We start from the raw sequence: 19,502 nt of genomic DNA on the forward strand, positions 1-19,502 counted from the left end.
TCCGCCTGCGCCCCACCCCGCACGAGTTCGCCATGTACTTCGACTGCTGAGCAGTCGACCGACCCCGACCTACCGGCCGGGATCACGAGGCGGATCGGGGGCTCGACCACGGCCGACCAGCCGCTGTCAGCGGCCCGACCGGCCCGCCGACCACGATGGCAGCACGCCGCGCCGCGGTACCCCAGCACACTGCGCACGATCGGACGTGACCATGAAGCCGCACCGAGTCGCCGCCCCCGCGACACCCACTCCCACCATCCTCACCCTGGGAGTGGAGGAGGAGTTCCTGCTCCTGGACCCGGCCACCGGGGAGAGCCTGCCCGTCGCCGACCAGGTGCTGCACACGCTGTCGGGGGCCGCTCGGGAGCAGAGCCGGCAGGAGTTCCGGCACAGCCTGGTGGAGATGGTCACCCCCGTCTGCACCGACCTGGCACAGCTGCGCGAACACCTGGTCGCGCTGCGCGCCTCGTCGCGGTCGGGGCCACCCCGGTGTGCGAAGCGCACCGTACGGTGCCGGACGAGCAGCGCTACCACGCCATGTCCCGCCGGTTCGGTCCGGTGGCCCACGACCCCGCGGTCTGCGGCTGCCACATCCACGTCGGCGTGCCGGACCGGGAGCTGGCCGTGCAGGTGTGCAACCACCTGCGCCCGTGGCTGCCGGTGGTGCAGGCGCTCACCGCCAACTCCCCCCTGCACGACGGAAGGGACACCGGGCACGCCAGCTGGCGGTCCATGCAGCTGGAACGCTGGCCGAGCATCGGACCCACCCCGCACTTCGAGTCGGTCGCCGACTACGACGCCACCGTGCAGGAGTTGATCGCCGCGGGGATCATGCTCGACGCCGCGATGGTCTACTGGTACGCCCGCCCGTCCGCCGCGTACCCGACGGTGGAGATCCGGGTCGGCGACGTCTGCCCCACGGTTGACGACACGGTGCTGGTCGCCGCGCTGGTCAGGGCGCTGGTCGCCACCATGGCCGACGACGTCCGCGCCGGGGTCCGCGCCACTGAGATCCGGGACTGCCTGGTCGCCGCCGCGCACTGGCGAGCCGCCCACAACGGGGTCGACGGTGACCTCATCGACCTGCGCGGCGGCGGCGCCCGCCCCGCCTGGGACCTGATCGACGAGCTCCTCGTCACCGTCGCGTCCGCGTTGACCCGGCACGGCGATCTGGACCCGGTGCTGCGCCAGCTCGACCGGATACGCCGGGACGGCACCGGCGCGACCCGACAGCGGCGGATCCTCGCCCGCACCGACGGCGACGTCCAGGCCGTTCTGGATCACCTGACCGCCCAGACCATCGCCCACTGAACCGGCGGCGGGGCGGGCTGAGCCGACGAGCGAGCGCGCCGGGAGTCAGTGGATGTCGTGGGCTTGGAGCCAGAGCTCCAGCAGGCCGAGCTGCCAGAGCTTGTTGCTGCCGGCGGCGGCCTGCGCCTGGGCCGAATCGGCGAGCAGCTCGGCGACGTACCCGGGCCGGAACAGGCCGCGCTCCCGGGCGGCCGGCGCGGTCAGGGCCTCCTCGACGAGGTGCCGCACCGGCCCGTCGACATTGCGCAGGGCGGGAACCGGGAAGTAGCCCTTGGGCCGGTCGATCACCTCGGCCGGCAACACCTCCCGGGCCACCTCCTTGAGCAACCCCTTGCCGCCCTGCGCCACCTTGTGCTCCGGCGGGCAGACCGCGGCGAGGGCGACGAGATCCTGGTCCAGAAACGGGGTGCGCACCTCCAGCCCCCACGCCATGCTCATGCTGTCCACCCGCTTCACCGGGTCGTCCGGCAGCATCAGGTGGGTGTCCAGACGCAGCACCGCGTCCAGCGCGGTGTCCGCACCGGGCGCGGCCAGGTGCGCGGCGAGCAGTTCGCGGCTGGCGTCGTGGCCGCACGCGTACGCCGGGTCGACCACCCGGTCCAGTTCCGCGTGGTCGTGGTCGAAGAACGCGGCGGCGAACGCCTCGGCGGCACCCTCGCGGGGTACCCGGGTGAGCGGCTGGTGGTAGGCGTAGCCGGCGAAGACCTCGTCGGCGCCCTGACCCGACTGGGCCACCTTGACCTGGCGGGCCACCTGCTCGGAGAGCAGGTGGAAGGCGACCACGTCATGGCTGCCCATCGGCTCGGTCATCGCCTCGATCGTCCGGCGGACCGCCGGCACCAGGTCGTCGTTGCCGAGTTGGATGCGCTGGTGGTTGGTGCCGAAGGTGGCGGCGACCAGGTCGGAGTAGTGGAACTCGTCGCCCACCTCGCCGCCTCGGCTGTCGAAGCCGATGCTGAACGTCTGGAGGTGGTGCTGCCCGGCCTCGGCGAGCAACGCCACGATCATGCTGGAGTCCAGGCCGCCGGAGAGCAGCACCCCGACCGGTACGTCCGCCACCAGCCGCCGCCGCACGGCCGTGCGCAGCGCGTCGCCGGTCGCGGCCTGCCAGTCCCGCGCGTCCATGCCGGCGTGCGCCGGATTCCGTTGGTAGTCGGGCTGCCAGTAGACGCGCTCGCGGCTGCGCCCGCCGGACTCCACCACCCGCAGCGTGGCCGGGGGCAGCTTGCGCACGCCGCGCAGGATGGTCCGGGGCGCCGGCACGATCGAATGCCAGGAGAGGTAGTGGTGCAGCGCCACCGGATCGATGCCGGTGTCCACGTCCCCGGCGGCCAGCAGCGCCGGCAGGGTGGAGGCGAACCGTAGCCGCCCCGGCGACTCCGCCAGGTAGAGCGGCTTGATACCCAGCCGGTCCCGGGCCAGCACCAGCCGGCGCCGCCGCCGGTCCACGAGCACCACGGCGAACATGCCGACCAGGTGGTCGACGAACTGCTCACCCCACTGCGCGTACGCCACGAGGATGACCTCGGTATCGCTGGTGGAGTGGAAGGTGTGCCCGGCCTCCCGCAGCTCGTCGCGCAGCTGGGGATAGTTGTAGACGCAACCGTTGAACACCAGCCCCAGCCCCAGGTCCTCACGCACCATGGGCTGGCCGCCCGCCTCGGACAGGTCGATGACGGTCAGCCGGCGGTGTCCCAGGGTGACCCAACCGTCGTTCCACAACCCTTCGCCGTCGGGCCCCCGGGAACGCATCGCCTCCGTCATCCGGGTCACCGCGCCGGCGTCGGGGGTCGCGCCGTCGAACCTCGCCTCCCCGCTGATGCCGCACATCTCACCGGGAGCCGATCGCTCGACGTGCACCCGCCACGACAACACCCCTGCCACCGTCGTCCGCCGGTCGGCGATCCGGCCGGCGATCCGGCCGGCGGTACCGGAGCCGGCGACTACCCGGTGCGTACCTGCGGAAACCTGAGGCGGGCGGACCCGGCGGGCCGCTTCATTGCCGGCGGCGACGGACGGGTGTACGCCCGGCCTCCGGGGGTAGGGACATCGGCGGGTCAAGACACGCGCCCTGAACCGCCGCTGCCGCACCGTCCCGTGGGCAAGCGGGTGATCCCCGGTGAAGGGCGGAGGCGCCATGTCAACAGATCCGGAAACTCCCGAAGAACGAGGGACTGCCCGATCCTGCGTCGAAGGGCGACCCGGAGCGCGTGAACCCATCATGTCGTTGTCGTTGAGCTGCGACGGCGCCACCAAGGTGATCACCGCCAGCGGCGAGATCGACATGAACAACGCGCACCTGCTCGTGGAGCTGGTGGAGTTTCTCTGCCGTCCCCCGCTGCCCCCGATCGCGCTCGACCTGTCGACGGTGACCTACCTCGGTGCGCCGGCAGTCGACGCCCTGCTGCAGGTGCGCGAGCTGGTCACCTCGGCCGGTGGGCGGTTGACCCTCCGCTCCTTCGACGGCACTGTCCCCGCCGACCAGCCGGCGCCTTCCGGCTGACCGACACATCCCCTCGACACCAGCGCCTGTTCGGGCGATTCCGCTCGACGAGCCCGGGTAGCACCCCACCAGCGCACCCCGACGCGAATGGAGAGACATGTTCAATCCACTGGACCACAAGGGAATTCCCCTGGAGAGCCAGATCCGCAACTGGCGCGAACTGAATGTCGAACCGATCGATCCCGAGGCGGTCGACCCCTACACCCGGTGCCGGATCATCACGATGAACGGCATCGAGGTCGAGGCGATCAACTTCCAGCACCAGTTCGCCCGCGTCTGCCCGGACCAGGAGGTCCGGCGGCAGCTCGCGTACGTGCGGTACGTGGAGAGCCAGCAGCAGCGGGTGGTGAACTGGCTGCTGCCGGGGGTGGCGAGCGTGCTGGAGACGACCCTCGGTTACGAACAGGTGGCGGTCGACCTGACGGCCTGGGTGGCCCGGCACGAACCGGACCCCTACCTGAAGCAGGCGTACGAGTTCGGGGTGCTGGAGGACTTCGACCACCTGTACCGCTACGCGAACCTCTACGAGATGGTCGAGCGGCGCAAGGCGGAGAAGGTCGTCGACGGCCTCACCGAGGTCATGCCGGGGCGGCCGACCGTGCAGGAGCACCGGCACCCGTTCGACGAGGTCCGTACCCCGTACGACCGCAACTCGGTCGACCCGCGCTCCAAGCTGAACGCATTGACGATCCTCTCGGCCGAGCAGCAGGTGATGTTCTACTACATGAACGTCGGCCCCCAGTACATGGAGCCGATCGCGCGCCAGCTCTACCAGGAGATCAGCCTGATCGAGCAGGAGCACGTCACCCACTACGAGTCGCTGCTGGACCCGGGCGAGAGCTGGTGGGAGCGGCTGCTGACCCACGAGTACAACGAATGTTGGTTGTACTACTCCTTCCTCCAGCAGGAGAGCGACCCGCGGATCAAGGCGGTCTGGGAGCTGCACCTGCAGATGGAGCTGGCCCATCTCCAGCAGGCGGCCGACCTGTTGCGCCGACACGACGGCCGCGAGCCGGAGGAGATCGTCGGCAGCGCCGGCCTGCCCGAGCCGCTCACCTTCGAACCGAACAAGGAGTACCTGCGCCATCTGTTGGCCACCCAGATCGACCTCACCAAGCTCGGCGAGGGCTACGTCACGGAGGCCCACGAGCGCTTCGAGTGGATGCAGCAGCAGCTGCACGACGGTCAGCAGCCGCCCACCGAGCAGGTCATCGACATGCACCGCGAGCGCTTCGGCGACGAGTACCGCATCGAGACCGAGGGGCCGCACCCGGTGGAGGGGCTGCGCGCCCGGGGAGGTAGCCATGCCTGACACCGACGTCCCGGCCACGCCCGGGCCCGAGGAGGACGTGGTCGACCTGCTGCTCGCCCAGCACGCGCGCGTCGAGCAGCTCTTCCTGCTGGTCGTCGGCAGCACCGGCGACACCCGCCGGGAGGCGTTCGACGACCTGGTCCGGCTCCTCGCCGCGCACGAGACCGCCGAGGAGGAGGTGGTCCACCCGCTGGCCCGGACCCTGCCCGGTGGTGGCGGCGACGCCATGGTCGACGACCGGCTCGAGGAGGAACGGCAGGCCAAGGAGACGCTGAAGACCTTGATCGCCGGCGGCGTCGAGGCCGACGGCTTCGACACCGGCATCATCCTGCTCCGCGACGCGGTGCTCACCCACGCCCGCTACGAGGAGCGCTACGAGTTCCCCCGGCTGCGACAGCACGTGCCGGCCGACCGGCTGCGCAGCCTCGCCGCCACCGTACGCGCCGCGGAGGCCGCCGCGCCGACCCGACCACACCCGAGCGCACAGTCGGCCAAGGGCAACCTGGCGGCCGGTCCCGCGCTGGCGGTCGTCGACCGGGTCCGCGACGCGCTCCGCAAGCCGTCCGTCAGCTGAAGAACCAGGTGCCGACGCTGCCCGGATGACCGGGCAGCGGGCGACGAGCATCGGGGGCGAGCCCGGCACGGGCCGGGGCGCCCCCGATGCTCCTCACGACCGCGCACCCCGGTCAGCGGGCGGACTGCATCCAGTCCTGGTAGTGCGTGGGTGCCAGGTGGGCGTCCGGGCCCGCGATGAGCACGTCGCCGCTGACGACCGCGAACATGCCGGCCGCGTCGTCCGTGACGACCTTCCGGTTGTCCTGCTGTGCGGCCAGGGTGATCCTGCCGAGCTCGTCGAGGGCGAAGACATCCGGGCCGGCGACGTTGCGGATGCCCTGCAGCGGCGTCCCGGTGGCGACGTCCACGACCGCGTCGACGACGTCCGCGGCGGCCATCGGCTGAACCCGGGTGGCGGGCAGGCGAACGGTGGTGTCGTCGGAGGTCCAGGACATGATGGCGTTCACGAACTCGAAGAACTGGGTGGCACGCACGATGGAGTACGGCGTGGGCCCCTGCCGGAGCAGGTCCTCCTGCAGCGTCTTGGCGCGGTAGTAGTCGAGCTGCGGCACTTGGTCGACACCGACGATCGAGAGGACCACCTGGTGCCCGACGCCGGCGCGCTCCCCGGCGGCCAGCAGGTTGGTCATGGAGGTACGGAAGAAGCCGAGCGAGGCCTCGTCGAAGGTCGGCGAGTTCGAGACGTTGACGACGACGTCGGCGCCTTGCAACGCCTGGTCCAGGCCCTCACCCGTGAGCAGGTCGACGCCGGTCGACAGCGCGGCGGGGACGGCCTCGTGGCCGGCTGCGGTCAGCTTCTGGACCACCTGCGAGCCGATCATTCCGGTACCACCGACGACTGTGAGCTTCATGGCTCTCACCCTTCCACGCGCGCCGCGCGGGCACGCCAGATTTGTCGAGGACCCGCCTCGAACTCGGACAACTCTTGTCCGAGACAGTAGTCGGATAAACTTTGTCCGAGTCAAGCGGGGGGGGGGGTCGGATGAAGCTGTCAGGTGGAGTCGAGTGGGCACTGCACTGCTGCGTGGTGCTGACCACGGCGACGGAGCCCGTGCCGGCTGCCCGGCTCGCGGAACTGCACGACGTCTCCGGCAGCTACCTGGCCAAACAGCTGCAGGCACTGTCTCGCGCCGGCCTCGTGACCTCCGTCCAGGGCAAGGCGGGCGGATATGTCCTGACCAGGTCACCCGAACTGATCACCATGCTCGACGTCGTCACCGCCGTCGACGGCGCTCAGCCCGCGTTCGTCTGCACCGAGATCCGCCAGCGCGGCCCCCTGGCGACACCGCAGGAGGCCTGCACCCGGCCGTGCCCCATCGCCCGCGCGATGGCCGGCGCCGACGTCGCCTGGCGCGCCGCCCTACAGGCGATTTCCATCGCCGACCTCGCCGGCGGCGTCAACGACGACTACGGCCCTGCCGCGCTCGCCGGCCTCGGCAGCTGGCTCACCGCGCGGAACGAGGGCGACACCGCGACCGGCGAGCGGGGCTGATCGTGCAGGGCGGCTGTCGGATCCCGCGTCCCTGACGGGACTCGACCGCCACCGACACCGTGACTGGGCGCATCAACAGCGGTGCGATCACGGCGGAGCATGGCCGTGGATCGACGTGGACGACCCGCAGCCGGCTCAGCCGGCGCGGTAGCCCGGTCGCACGGCCGGAGACGATGATCGGCCGGTGGGCGAAGCTCTCGCTTCGCCCACCGGCCGATCGCCCCCGTGGGGGAACTTTCAAGGCTGCCATCGGTCCGGTCGGTGCAGGTTCACGACGACGTCGCCCACCGCCGCTGTCCGCGGCGCACGCCGCGGTACTGCGCAGGCGGTCCTATTCGCTGGAGCGCGACCGCTGCTGCTCGCGGAACTGCTCGACCGGCAGGCCGCCCCGGCCCCAGTTCTCGGTCTCGACCTCGTCGATGACGACGAAGGTCGAGTCCAACGGCTTGTTGAGGACGTCGCGCAGCAGTTCGCTCACGCCCTTGATCAGCGCGGCCTTCTCCTCGGCGGTCGCCGCCGACGCGCCGGGCGTGCTGCCCTCGCGGGTGATCTGGATGTTGACGATCGGCATGGGATGCTCCTGTCTACGGGTTGCGGTGCTGGCGGTCAGCGCCCGGCGTTCTGGCCGCCGTCGACGTGCAGGATCTCGCCGGTGACGAAGGGCGCGGATTCGAGGTAGATGACGGCGTCGACCACGTCGCTGGTCTCGCCGATCCGGCCGACCGGGTGCAGGCCGGCGAGCGCGTCGTGGGTCTCGACCGGGTGCATCGGGGTCTTGATGATCCCGGGCGCGACAGCGTTGACCCGGACTCCACGACTCGCGTACTCGATGGCCAGCGACTTGGTCGCGGAGCTGAGACCACCCTTGGTCAACGATGCGAGCGCGGACGGGACGTGCACGCTGGGCTGGTCCACCAGGCTGGTGGTGATGGTGACGATGTGACCGCCGCCGGCTGCCAGCAGGTGCGGCAGGACCCGCCGGGTGAGGTGGAAGAACCCGAAGAGGTTGATCTTGGTGACCTGGTCGAGATCCTCGTCGGTGTAGTCGGTGAACGGCTTGGCGACGAAGATCCCGGCGTTGTTGACCAGGCTGTCGATGCGGCCGAAACGCTCCACCGCCGCGTCGACCACCCGCTGCGCGGTGTCGGGGTCGGCGATGTCGCCCCGGATGGTGACGATGTCCGGATCATGGGCATCACCGATCGAGCGTGAGGTTGCCACGACGCCGTATCCCAGCTTGCGGTACGCGTCCACGAGGCCGGCGCCGATGCCCTGCGAGGCACCGGTGATCACGGCAACCTTCTGAACCTGACTGCTGCTCATGACGAACCACTTCCTGACTGGCCGAAGCCCTGGTAGGACGGCGGCTGACGGGGCCGGGAGCCGCGATCGCGACGCCCGGGACGACCACTAGACGACTGGTCGACTAAAAGCTAGCCGACCGGTCGTGTATGGTCAAAGCATGGGTCGGACCAGTGACGCACGGAACAAACTCCTCGACGCGGCCGCCACGCTGATCGAGCAGCGCGGCTACGCGGCGCTGGGGGTCGCCGAGATCTGCACGACCGCCGGCGTGCCGAAGGGCAGCTTCTACTACTTCTTCGAGTCCAAGCAGGCACTCGCCCTCACCGTCATCGACGAGCACTGGGCGACCCAGCGCCGCCAGTGGGAGGCGCTGCTCGGCAGCGGACACGACCCGCTGCGCCGCCTGCGGGACCTGTTCGAGGCCACCGAGGAGGTGCAGCGCGCCGGGCAGCAGCAGGTCGGGCTGGTCGCCGGCTGCCTGTTCGGCAACCTCGCCCTCGAACTCAGCAACCAGGCGGAGGAGATCCGCCGTCGGCTCCAGGAGATCTTCGAGGCCCAGATCGACCTCATCGAGCAGGTGGTCATCGAGGCGAAGGAGCAGGGCCAGGCCGGTCCGTCGGTCGAACCCCGGGAGGCCGCCCGGTCCATCGTCGCGCAGATCGAGGGGCGGGTCCTGCTCGCGAAGCTGCTCAACGATCCGGGGCAGTTGGAGACGCTGTGGCGCAACTGCCTGGACCTGCTCCAGGTGCCGGCGCACGCGCGGACGACCGACTGAACGACCCCGGCCGAACGTGGCGGTGCCGAACCTCCGAGCCGTCGGAGGAGTCCGCCGCATTCGCAGGTGTCCCCGTGCGGATGAGCATCGGACGATACGGCTGCCGGCCCGGACCCCGCCGAGGACGATCGAGCGTGCGTCAGGCGGTTCGACATTCAGCGACCGTGGCGCACCGTAGCGGGCACCGTTGGTCGGTGCGGTTGGCGAGGCGGGGAGCCACACGTGTCGAGAACGCCGTATTCGGACCTGGCCGAACGAGCGCGAGAGCTACCGACGGCCCCGGTGCCGCAGGCCGCCCTGGGCCCCGAGATCCCCAAGGCCGGGTACGTCCTGGAGGAGATCGCCGACGGTGTGTTCTGGCTCAGTGAGGGCATGTACCAGATGATGTTCGTGGTCACGGCCGACGGCGTCATCGCCGTCGACGCGCCACCCACCCTGGGCCACAACATCCTCCGTGCAATCGGCAGCGTGACCAGCCGCTCCATCACCCAGGTCGTCTACAGCCACCAGCACTCCGACCACGTCGGAGCGATGTCGGTCTACCCCGAGGACGTGCCGCGCTACGCGCACCGGATCACGGCGGAGCGACTCGCGCTGCTCCGCGATCCCCACCGCCCGCTGCCGACCCACGTCTTCGACGACACGCTGGCCATCGAAGCGGGAGACCACAGCCTCCAGCTCGACTACAAGGGCCCCAACCACGCCGAGGGAAACATCTTCATCTACGCCCCGACGCAACGCGTGCTGATGCTCGTGGACGTGATCTTCCCGGGCTGGGTCCCGTTCTCCAACCTCGCGGTCTCCGCGAACATCCCCGGCTTCGTCAACGCTCAGGAACAGGCGCTCGAATACCCCTTCGACAAGCTCGTCAGTGGGCACGTCACGCGGCCCGGCACCCCGGACGATGTCAGGACGCAGATCGAATACCTGAACGACCTGCGCTCCACCACCGAGGCAGCGCTCTCCTCGGTCGACGTGCAGAAGATCCTGGCCCCGGTCGACGCCACCAACGCCTGGGCCGTCTTCAAGGCCTACCTCGACGCCGTGGCCGCCCGGGCCGCCGATGAACTCGTTCCGCGGTGGAGCCGGCGCCTGGGCGGTGCCGACATCTTCACCCTGCCGAACGCATGGGCGATGGCCGAAGCCCTCCGGCTGGACTACGGCAGCATGGGTCCGTTCGGCATCGCGCCCTGAGGCGTCCACGGCAGCGGAAGGAGGTGTCGGTGTCGGCAACATCCGGGCGTCCCACGCCCGCGGATCCGATGGTCACCGGGACCGCCCGTCGCGTGCCCAGCGGCGCATGCCGTGACCTCCCGCCCGAGCTGGGGCCGGACGCGATCGGCGTGTTGGAAGGGCGCACCTTCATGCTCTCCGACGCCGTGGGCAACGTGCCGGACGGGTCCATCGGCGGGCTCGTGCACGACGACACCCGCTTCCTGAGCAGATGGGTGCTGACGATCGGCGACGCACCGCTGCTGGTGCTCTCCTCGGGCACCGTCGACCCGTACTCGGCGGCCTTCTTCCTGGCCAACTCGGGGCTACCCGGGCTGCCGGCGAACCGGGTCGGCGTGCGGCGGCAACGGTTCGTCGGCGACGGGCTCTACGAGCGCGTCGAGCTGCGCTACTTCGGCATTGAGCCGGCAGAGGTGCGGCTGCGGCTCGCGGTGGGAACCGATTTCGCCGACCTGTTCGAGATCAAGGAGTCCGGCCGGGACCGCAGCCCGCACATCGTCCGTCGGCACGCGCCGGACGGGTCGGCCCTGGAGTTCGCGTACCGCAACGGCGACTACGCGGCGACGGTGCGGATCGAAGCTGATCCGCCGGCCGACCAGGTGGACGGCGACGCGCTGGAATGGAACCTGCGGCTGGCGCGCGGACAGCAGTGGGGCTGTGAGCTGTGGGTACCGCTGCGCTGCGGCGAGGAGGACTACCGCCCCACGCCCCGCGAGTTCGGACAGGCCGTCGACCACGGCATGCAGGATCCGTCGACCCGGTGGGCGGCGAGCAAGCCGCACCTGCACGCGGACGCGGACCTGGTCCGGGACGTCTACCACAAGTCGGCGGTGGATCTCGTGTCGATGCGGATCGAGAAGACCATCGCCGGGGAACCGGTCGTGCTGATCGCCGCCGGCCTGCCGTGGTTCCTGACCGTCTTCGGCCGGGACACCCTGATCACCGCCTACCAGACCATGATGTGCGGCCCCGACGTCGCCCGCGGCGCCCTGATCGTGCTGGCCGCCCACCAGGCCACCACGTTCGACGAGTTCACCGACCGGGAACCCGGCAAGATCTTCCACGAGTACCGGTCGGGCGAGCTGACTCGGCTCGGCCTCAAGCCCTACCGCCCCTACTACGGCGGCGCCGACACCACCGCGCTGTGGCTGATCCTGCTGTCGGAGTACTGGCGGTGGACCCGCGACGACGATCTCGTCCGCCGGCTGCGCGGCAACGCCGACGCCGCCCTGGGCTGGATCGACCACCACGGCGACCGCGACGGCGACGGCTACGTCGAGTACGCCACCCGCTCCGAGCAGGGCCTGGGCAACCAGTGCTGGCGGGACTCCCCGGACGGCGTGCAGTACGCCGACGGGACCGTCCCGGTCCTGCCGATCGCCACCTGCGAGACGCAGGGCTACACCTACGACGCCAAGGTACGCCTCGCGGAACTCGCCGACGGCCCCTGGCAGGACCCGGATCTGGCCCGCCGGCTGCGGGCGGAGGCCGACCGGCTGCGTGAGCAGTTCGACCGGGACTACTGGATCCCGCGGCGGGGCGGCTACTACGCCCTCGGGCTGGACGGGGACAAGCACCCCATCGACTCGATGACCTCCAACATGGGTCATCTGCTGTGGAGCGGCATCGTGCCCGAGGACCGCGCCGGGCACGTCGCCCGGCAGCTCATGTCCGACGAGATGTTCTCCGGCTGGGGGGTCCGCACCCTGTCCACCGCCGACACCGGCTACAACCCCATCGGTTACCACCTCGGCACCGTATGGCCGCACGACAACTCCATCATCGCGGCCGGCCTCGCCCGCTACGGCTACCGGGACGAGGCGAACCGCATCGCCATGGCCATGCTGGAGGCCGCCCGGTACTCCGAGCACCGCCTGCCGGAGGCGCTCTCCGGCTACGACCGGTCCTTCGGCCGGCAACCCGTGCCCTACCCCACCGCCTGCAACCCGCAGGCCTGGGCCAGCGGCGCACCCCTGCTCCTACTCCGCACCATGCTCGGCCTGCACCCGCACGCAGACACCCTCGTCGCCGACCCGCAGCTGCCCGACGAACTCGGCCGGATCCGCCTGCACCGCGTGATGGCCGCAGGCCGGCGGTGGAACCTCGACGCCATCGGCTGCCACAGCACCCTCACCGAAGCGAAGTGACGCACGCCGACCTCCGGCGGGCTGTGGGGCACGGGTGAGCCCATGCCAGGTGCAGGCAGGCATCGGGACGCTGGTGACAGTGCTCGGCAATGCTTGTCTTGCGCCTGAGATTGCGGAAGTTCGGCGGGCGGCTGCCGAACCGCCAGATAATGCGACAGTCAGCCTGGGTGCATCCTCCGGGGCTGCTGGGCTGATCGCCATGCCTCGGGGAGGGAGCAGCCGTCGGATGAGCACGATGCACGCCGTGAGGGCTCACAGCCGGGGCGGCCCGGAGCAACTCGTGTACGAGGAGGCGCCGCGGCCCGAGCCGGGGCCCGGTGAGGTGTTGGTTGCCGTGAAGGCTGCTTCCATGACACCCCGCGAGCTCACCTGGCCGGAAACCTGGACCCACAGCTCGGATGGGACAGGACCCGAGCGCACCCCGATCATTCCGTCGCACGAGTTCTCCGGAGTCGTCGCGGCGTGCGGCGCGGGGGTGGAGAGCCCCACCGTGGGGGAGGCCGTCTACGGGTTGATCCCGTTCACCCGGGATGGCGCTGCCGCCGAGTATGTCGTTCTGCCCGCGGCCGTCGTGGCGGCCAAACCCGCCACCGTCGACCATGACCACGCCGCGGCGCTCCCACTGGCTGCGCTGAGTGCCTGGCAGGCGCTGGTGGACCACGCCGATCTGCAGGAAGGCCAGCACGTGCTGGTGCAGGGCGGCGCCGGCGGCGTGGGGAACTACGTGGTGCAGCTAGCGGCCAGCCTCGGTGCTCGCGTGAGCGCCACGGTGGCGGCGGTCGACCTGGAGTTCGTCCAGGATCTGGGTGCGGAGCAGGCAATCGACTACGCGCGCGACCGCTTCGAGGATCACGTCAGCGACCTGGACGTCGTCGTTGACCTCGTGGGAGGAGCCACCCAGTCGCGGTCCTGGGCCGTGTTGAAGCCGGGCGGCATTCTGGTCAGCCTCGCCACGCCTCCTGACGAGCAGGAAGCAGCCCGGCACGGCGTGCGCGGGGTGTACTTCATCGTCGAGCCCGAGCAGAATGCGTTGGGTTCCATCGCCGAGCTCGTCGACCACGGCCACTTGCGGCCGGTGCTGGACCGGGTACTGCCCCTCACCGAGACGCGCTCGGCTTACGAGGCGCTCGAGACGGCCAAGCGCCGCGGCAAGATCGTCATCCACGTCGCCGACTAGGGCCGGTGTCGAAGCCGCCGGCGGCGCGCCCACGGCGGGTCAGGACGGGACGGCCGCCTGCCTGTCGGACTCTCCGGGCGTACCCGGGACGAGACCATCGTCGACGGCCGCCGAGGTCCGGACGGTGGGGCGTGGGTAGGCGGTTCGCTTCCGATACGTCATCGACAACTCGGCGCTGCCCACGCCGGCGCCTGAACGCCGGTTCGCTCCCCCGCCGACATGAACGGCGCGGATGCGGGAAGAAGCGGTTCCCTGTGGCGATCAAATCGAGGAGGGCAGCGAGGCGCGTGAGGAGGGTCGCTTCCTGACTCGCCGGCTGATAGCCGCGATCGCACTCAATCATCTTTGTCCGGTGCGACGTCTCTGACCGATTCTGCGACGTACCTCCCGCTCGCCGCTGGAGCGCGCAATGGCGATGGGGGCAATCCGACGATTGACGGCCGAACAGGCGGGGCGGGTGCGGAAGGGGGTGTCGTGACGGGGAAGGCGCAGGCGGTCAGGCCCGTACGAACCACCGCATCGGCGTGGTGGGCCGATGCGATCGCCTCGGCCGCCGCGGTCAGCCTTCTGGTCGTCGTCGCGCTCTGGGTGCGGGGCGGCGGTGTGCAGGCACTTCGTGGCTGGGCGGCGGGCCTGACGTCGCTCGGCCGGCTGACCGGGCTCGTCGCGGCCGACCTGCTGCTCATCCAGGTGCTGCTGATGGCGCGCGTGCCGTGGATCGAGCGCACCTACGGGCAGGACGTGCTCGCCCGTTGGCACCGCGTCGTCGGGTTCGGGTCGTTCAATCTGATGCTTGCGCACATCGTGCTGATCACGGTCGGGTATGCCGCGACGGATGGGGTTTCGGTGACAGGTGAGGCGTGGTCGCTCGTCACCACGTACCCGGGAATGTTGCTGGCGGCCGCCGGGGCGGCGGCCCTGACGATGGTCGTGCTCACCTCCCTGCGGGCCGCGCGGCGGCGGCTGCGCTACGAGGCGTGGCACCTGCTGCACCTGTACGCCTACCTCGGCGTCGGCCTGGCGCTGCCGCATCAGCTCTGGACCGGGGCCGACTTCACCAGCTCCCGGGCCGCGACGCTGTACTGGTGGACCGCGTACGCCGCGTGCGCCGGCGCCGTGGTCGCCTTCCGGCTCGGGCTGCCGGCCTGGCGGACGCTGCGGCACCGACTCACGGTCGACGCAGTCGTCCCGGAGGCTCCCGGCGTTCACTCGATCTACCTGCGCGGCCGCCATCTGGACCGGTTGCCGGCGCGCGCCGGGCAGTTCTTCCAGTGGCGCTTCCTGAGCGGCCCGGGTTGGAGTCGCGGCCATCCGTACTCGCTCTCCGCGGTACCGCGGGAGGACACGCTGCGGATCACGGTGCGATCCCGCGGCGAGGGCAGCGAACAGGTGTCAAAGTTACGGCCGGGTACCCGTGTGCTGATTGAGGGCCCGTACGGCCGGCTGACAGCCGCCCGGCGCACGGCTCCGCGGGTCACCATGATCGCGTCCGGTATCGGAATCACCCCGCTGCGTACGTTGTTGGAAGAGTTACCGTACGCGCCGGGCGAAGCCACGCTGCTGTACCGGGCGCGCTCGGCAGAAGACCTGGTGTTCCGCCAGGAACTGGAGCGCCTCGCGGCCGTCCGTGGCCTGCGCGTGGAGTACCTGTTGGGGCCGCGCGGGCGGGCGGGGTCGTGGTTGCCGGCCGGGTTCGGCGATGACGCGGAAGCCTTGCGTGAGCTTGTCCCGGACATCGCGCAGCACGACGTGTTCGTCTGCGGACCGGATGAGTGGATGCAAACGGTCGTACGGGCGGCTCGGCAGGCAGGCGTGCCGGCGGAACACATTCACCTTGAACGCTTCACCTGGTGACTCAACCACCCATCCCCATTGCGCTCGCAATCGGAGGAGGACGACATGCGCAAGATCACTATGTGGTTTCTGGCAACGATCGCCGTGGTGGTACTGCTCTTCAGCTACCGGACGTCGACCGGACCCGACAACTCGCCTTCGGGCGGGACCGTTGGCACGAGCGCGCCAGGCGTGGTGACCGGCCCCGGTGCGCCGGCGGACCCCGGGAAATCACGGGGCACCGTCGCACGGTCCGGTTCCACGACTGTCGCCGACGGCCCAGCCGTGCAGACGAAGCGCGGGCGCGTCCAGGTGCAGGCACACATCAGCGGCGGCCGGATCACCGACATCACCCCGCTGGCGGTGCCGAACACCAACAACCGCGACCGCGAGATCAACAAGCGCGCGGTGCCGCAGCTGCGCGCCGAGGCGCTCGCCGCACAGAGCGCGCAGATCGACGCGGTGTCCGGGGCGACGGCGACCAGCGAGGGCTACACGAGGTCGCTCCAGGCCGCGCTGGACTCCGCTCAGTTCCAGGCCAAGCCATGACCAGGCAGGCATTCGTCGAGCAGATCATGGGTCTGCCCGTCAGCGTGCATGTGCGCGGTCCGGGCGCCGACTCCCCGGCGGCGGCACACGCCGCCGCCGGGGCCTTCGCCGAACTGCGCGCGATGGACGCCGTCTTCAGCCCGTATCGCCCGGACAGCCGGGTGAGCGCGCTGAACCGGGGAGAGCCGGTGCACGATCCGCTGGTCGACGCGGTACTCGACCTGTGTGAGCAGGCGCGGCAGCGTACCGACGGCTACTTCGACGCCTACCTTCCCGAACCGGGCGGTGGCGCCCGCTTCGACCCGTCCGGCCTGGTGAAGGGCTGGGCGGTCGAGCGCGCCGCGGAGCACCTGGCGGGGTACGAGTTCTACCTGAATGCCGGTGGGGACATGACGGTACGCGGCTCCTGGCGGGTGGGCGTCGAGGATCCGGCACAGCCCGATCAGCTCCTCACCGCCATCGAGGTCGTCGACGGGGCCGTCGCGACCTCGGGCAGTGCCCACCGCGGAGCGCACATCGTCGATCCGCACACCGGCGCCCCCGCTCGGGGCCTGCGCTCGGTCACCGTCATCGGGCCGTCCCTGACCTGGGCGGACGTGTACGCCACCGCAGCGGCCGCGCAGGGGCCGCCGGCAGTGACATGGCTCGCCACGCTACCCGGGTACGAGGCTCTGCTCGTCGGCGACGACGGTGCCCTACTGGCCACGCCCGGCTGGCCACTGCCCGACTGACGCGGCGGAAAGCTCGGGCGGCGGGCTTGCCGAGGATGGCCCGCCCTCGCGGTGACATTGCAGTCGCATCGCCAACCCGGTAGCGTGGGATGCAATGCAGATGCATTGCATAGAGAGAAGGCCCACATGCACGTGATCGCGTTGTCGGAGGCGACCGCCGACATGGTCGAGCTGGTCGGCGGCAAGGCGGCCGGGCTGGGCGAGCTGATCCGGCGAGGTGAGCGGGTCCCCGAGGGGTTCTGCGTCACCGCCGAGGCTCACCGGCTCGGCGTGATTCCGGAGGCGGAGATCGTCGCCGCGTACGAGCAGCTCGGTGCGGGCCCGGTGGCCGTGCGTTCCAGCGCCACCGCGGAGGACCTGCCGGAGGCGAGTTTCGCCGGGCAGCAGGACACCGTCCTGAACGTCACGGGCACCCCGGATCTGATCGCCGCGATCAGGAAGTGCTGGGAATCGCTGCACACCGTCCGCGCGACCGCCTACCGCGACGCCCGCCAGATCGATCATCAGGCGGTGCGGATGGCCGTCGTCGTGCAGCGCATGGTCGCCCCTTCGGTGGCGGGGGTGTTGTTCACCGCGAACCCGGTGACCGGTCGCCGCGACGAGATGGCGGTCGACGCCGCGCCGGGTCTCGGCACGACGGTGGTGGACGGGGCGGTGACGGTGGATCACTACGTCCTCGACGGTGTGACCCGAGCCGATGCAGGATGTCTGACATCCGGGCAGCTGGCGGAGCTTCGCGCGACGGGTGAGCGGCTGCAGGGTCACTTCGGCTGCCCGCAGGACGTGGAGTGGGCATTCGACGGGGCCGGCGTGCTGTGGTTGCTGCAATCGCGGCCGATCACCAGCCTGTTCCCCCTTCCTCCGGAGACCGGGAAGCCCTTCCCCCGGGTCTACCTGGAGTTCGGCCACGTCCAGGGGATGCTGCAACCGGTCACCCCGATGGGCATGTCGACCCTGCAATCACAGATCACGGCGATGCTCGCCTCGCTCGGCATCCGGGTCGAGATCGTCGACATCGGCGGTCGCCTCTACGGTGACCTGACCGAGCTGGCCCGGAACAGCTCATCCCGCAAGCGGCTGGTCAAGCTCATGGCGGTCGACTTCGGACCGCGGGCACAAGCGGTGATGCAGCACGTCCTGGCGGATCCGCGGTTCGCGCCGACCAGGGGCAGCACCGAGCGCGGCGCGGCGCCGGGGGCCGCGTCCCTGCGCACGGCCGGCCGCGCGGTGGTGGGGATCCTGCGCGCGCTGGCCCGCCCCGACGCGGCGCGAATCCGGATGTTCCAGGCGATCGAGGAGATGAAGGTACGGTCGACGGCCCCCGCCGACCTGCGGACCGCCGCCGACCGGCTCCGCTTCCTGCAGGCGCGGGACGCCGAGGACGGCGCCAACGCGATCATGTGGCCGATCGTCACCGGGATGCTGGCCGCCGCGTTGCCGGCTTCGTTGCTCAAGGGCGTCGCGAGCCCAGACGAGATCCACACCGTGCTGGGCGGGATGCCGCACAACGTCACCATCGAGATGAACCTGGCGCTCTGGCGGCTCGCTCAGGGCGCGGGGGAACACCGTCAGCTCCTCCTCGACACCCCGCCGGACGAGCTCGCCGCGCGGTATCTGCGCGGGACGCTGCCGGACGTCGGGATGGACGGCTTCCTGGACACCTACGGTCATCGCGGCGTCGCCGAGGTCGACCTCGGCGTACCGCGCTGGGCGGAGGATCCGGCACCGGTCTTCGCGGCGCTCGCCAACTACCTGCGGGTCACCGATCCGCAACAGGGGCCCGACCAGCGGTTCCAACGGGCCGCCGCCGCGGCCGAGGCCGCTCTCGACGAGCTGGTCAGGCGGGCCCGCCGTCGACGGCCGGTACGCGGCACGATGGCCGGGTTCCTGCTGCGCCGGGCCCGGTCCCTGGCCGGCCTGCGCGAGGCCGGCAAGTTCGCCGGGCTGTACCCGCTGCGGGAGACGCGCCGGCAACTGCTGCTCATCGGCGCCGACCTGCATGGCGCCGGGCTGCTGGAGCAGCCCGACGACATCATGTTCCTGACCCTCGACGAGGTGCACGCCGCGGTGCACCGGAGCACCGATCACCGGGCGACGGTCGCCTCCCGCAGGGCGGTACACCGCAGGGAGTTGGGCCGCAGGGCGGTGCCCGTGGCGTTGCTCTCCGACGGCACCGACGTCGAGACCGTACTGCCGGCGGCACCCGCCCTCGACGGCACCGTCGCCGGCGTGGGTGCGTCGGCGGGCCGGGTGACCGGCCCCGCCCGGGTCGTCCACGACCCGGCCACCGCCCACATCGAGCCCGGCGAGATCCTGGTCGCCGCGACCACCGACCCCGGCTGGACCCCGCTGTTCCTCACCGCTTCGGCGCTGATCACCGAGACCGGCGCGATCATGGCGCACGGCCCCACCGTGGCCCGGGAGTACGGCATCCCCGCCGTCATCTGCGTGCCCGACGCCACGCGGACGATCTCCACCGGTCAGCTCGTCACCGTGGACGGCGGCGCCGGGACCGTCACCCTCCACTGACCGCCTGACCGCCAGCTCACTACCGCGAG

The 19,502-nt window shown here is 70.9% G+C and carries 16 protein-coding genes and 1 pseudogene; 13 read left to right on the plus strand and 4 right to left on the minus strand.

All coding sequences use genetic code 11. The features are described from left to right. Window positions 1-211: 211 nt before the first annotated feature. A pseudogene (locus V6U89_RS25085) lies at window positions 212-1,311 on the plus strand (carboxylate-amine ligase). Between the two features lie 45 nt (window positions 1,312-1,356). Here V6U89_RS25085 and V6U89_RS25090 read toward each other — a convergent pair. Further along, on the minus strand, window positions 1,357-3,141 hold the full coding sequence (locus tag V6U89_RS25090) for an N-acetylglutaminylglutamine amidotransferase (RefSeq protein WP_334574297.1): 1,785 nt from the start codon (window positions 3,139-3,141) through the stop codon (window positions 1,357-1,359). A gap of 391 nt (window positions 3,142-3,532) precedes the next feature. On the opposite strand from V6U89_RS25090, the gene V6U89_RS25095 reads away from it, so the two are divergent. The 3 genes from V6U89_RS25095 (at window position 3,533) to V6U89_RS25105 (ending at window position 5,700) form a co-directional block, all read left to right on the plus strand. Continuing rightward, window positions 3,533-3,814, plus strand: coding sequence for an STAS domain-containing protein (locus V6U89_RS25095; protein WP_334574145.1), 282 nt, complete (start codon window positions 3,533-3,535; stop codon window positions 3,812-3,814). 97 nt (window positions 3,815-3,911) lie between these two features. Next, on the plus strand, window positions 3,912-5,126 hold the full coding sequence (locus V6U89_RS25100) for a hypothetical protein (protein ID WP_334574147.1): 1,215 nt from the start codon (window positions 3,912-3,914) through the stop codon (window positions 5,124-5,126). Continuing rightward, complete coding sequence (locus V6U89_RS25105; protein WP_334574149.1) at window positions 5,119-5,700, plus strand: hemerythrin domain-containing protein; 582 nt, start codon at window positions 5,119-5,121, stop codon at window positions 5,698-5,700. The genes V6U89_RS25100 and V6U89_RS25105 overlap by 8 nt, the downstream gene beginning before the upstream one ends. Window positions 5,701-5,812: 112 nt before the next feature. On the opposite strand, the gene V6U89_RS25110 is transcribed toward V6U89_RS25105, so the two are convergent. Then, window positions 5,813-6,553: an SDR family oxidoreductase gene (locus V6U89_RS25110; protein WP_334574151.1), complete on the minus strand. Its 741-nt coding sequence runs from the start codon at window positions 6,551-6,553 to the stop codon at window positions 5,813-5,815. Between the two features lie 131 nt (window positions 6,554-6,684). Here V6U89_RS25110 and V6U89_RS25115 point away from each other — a divergent pair, with 131 nt between their 5' ends. Next, complete coding sequence (locus V6U89_RS25115) at window positions 6,685-7,194, plus strand: RrF2 family transcriptional regulator (protein WP_334574152.1); 510 nt, start codon at window positions 6,685-6,687, stop codon at window positions 7,192-7,194. Window positions 7,195-7,525: 331 nt separating this feature from the next. On the opposite strand, the gene V6U89_RS25120 is transcribed toward V6U89_RS25115, so the two are convergent. Together V6U89_RS25120 and V6U89_RS25125 are read right to left on the minus strand one after the other, a co-directional pair. Continuing rightward, window positions 7,526-7,765 carry a tautomerase family protein gene (locus V6U89_RS25120; RefSeq protein WP_334574154.1) on the minus strand — a complete coding sequence of 80 codons (240 nt, stop codon included), beginning with the start codon at window positions 7,763-7,765 and terminating at the stop codon, window positions 7,526-7,528. A 35-nt stretch (window positions 7,766-7,800) separates the two neighbouring features. Further along, complete coding sequence (locus V6U89_RS25125) at window positions 7,801-8,517, minus strand: SDR family NAD(P)-dependent oxidoreductase (protein WP_334574156.1); 717 nt, start codon at window positions 8,515-8,517, stop codon at window positions 7,801-7,803. A gap of 139 nt (window positions 8,518-8,656) precedes the next feature. Here V6U89_RS25125 and V6U89_RS25130 point away from each other — a divergent pair, with 139 nt between their 5' ends. The 8 genes from V6U89_RS25130 (at window position 8,657) to V6U89_RS25165 (ending at window position 19,473) form a co-directional block, all read left to right on the plus strand. Continuing rightward, entirely contained in the window at window positions 8,657-9,274 is a 618-nt protein-coding gene (locus V6U89_RS25130; protein WP_334574158.1) for a TetR family transcriptional regulator C-terminal domain-containing protein, read from the plus strand. Window positions 9,275-9,556: 282 nt separating this feature from the next. Then, window positions 9,557-10,468, plus strand: coding sequence for an MBL fold metallo-hydrolase (locus V6U89_RS25135; RefSeq protein ID WP_334574160.1), 912 nt, complete (start codon window positions 9,557-9,559; stop codon window positions 10,466-10,468). Between the two features lie 92 nt (window positions 10,469-10,560). Beyond that, entirely contained in the window at window positions 10,561-12,654 is a 2,094-nt protein-coding gene (locus tag V6U89_RS25140; protein WP_334574163.1) for an amylo-alpha-1,6-glucosidase, read from the plus strand. Between the two features lie 226 nt (window positions 12,655-12,880). Beyond that, on the plus strand, window positions 12,881-13,831 hold the full coding sequence (locus V6U89_RS25145; RefSeq protein ID WP_334574165.1) for an NADP-dependent oxidoreductase: 951 nt from the start codon (window positions 12,881-12,883) through the stop codon (window positions 13,829-13,831). 474 nt (window positions 13,832-14,305) lie between these two features. Continuing rightward, on the plus strand, window positions 14,306-15,685 hold the full coding sequence (locus V6U89_RS25150) for a ferredoxin reductase family protein (RefSeq protein WP_334574167.1): 1,380 nt from the start codon (window positions 14,306-14,308) through the stop codon (window positions 15,683-15,685). A gap of 45 nt (window positions 15,686-15,730) precedes the next feature. Beyond that, the gene (locus tag V6U89_RS25155; protein WP_334574169.1) at window positions 15,731-16,213 is read left to right on the plus strand and encodes an FMN-binding protein; all 483 of its coding nucleotides are present in this window, start codon (window positions 15,731-15,733) and stop codon (window positions 16,211-16,213) included. Then, window positions 16,210-16,944, plus strand: coding sequence for an FAD:protein FMN transferase (locus tag V6U89_RS25160; protein ID WP_334574172.1), 735 nt, complete (start codon window positions 16,210-16,212; stop codon window positions 16,942-16,944). The genes V6U89_RS25155 and V6U89_RS25160 overlap by 4 nt, the downstream gene beginning before the upstream one ends. A gap of 126 nt (window positions 16,945-17,070) precedes the next feature. Next, entirely contained in the window at window positions 17,071-19,473 is a 2,403-nt protein-coding gene (locus tag V6U89_RS25165; RefSeq protein WP_334574176.1) for a PEP/pyruvate-binding domain-containing protein, read from the plus strand. Window positions 19,474-19,502 lie beyond the last annotated feature (29 nt).

This window comes from Micromonospora sp. CPCC 206171 (genome assembly GCF_036906755.1).
Taxonomy (GTDB): domain Bacteria; phylum Actinomycetota; class Actinomycetes; order Mycobacteriales; family Micromonosporaceae; genus Micromonospora; species Micromonospora purpureochromogenes.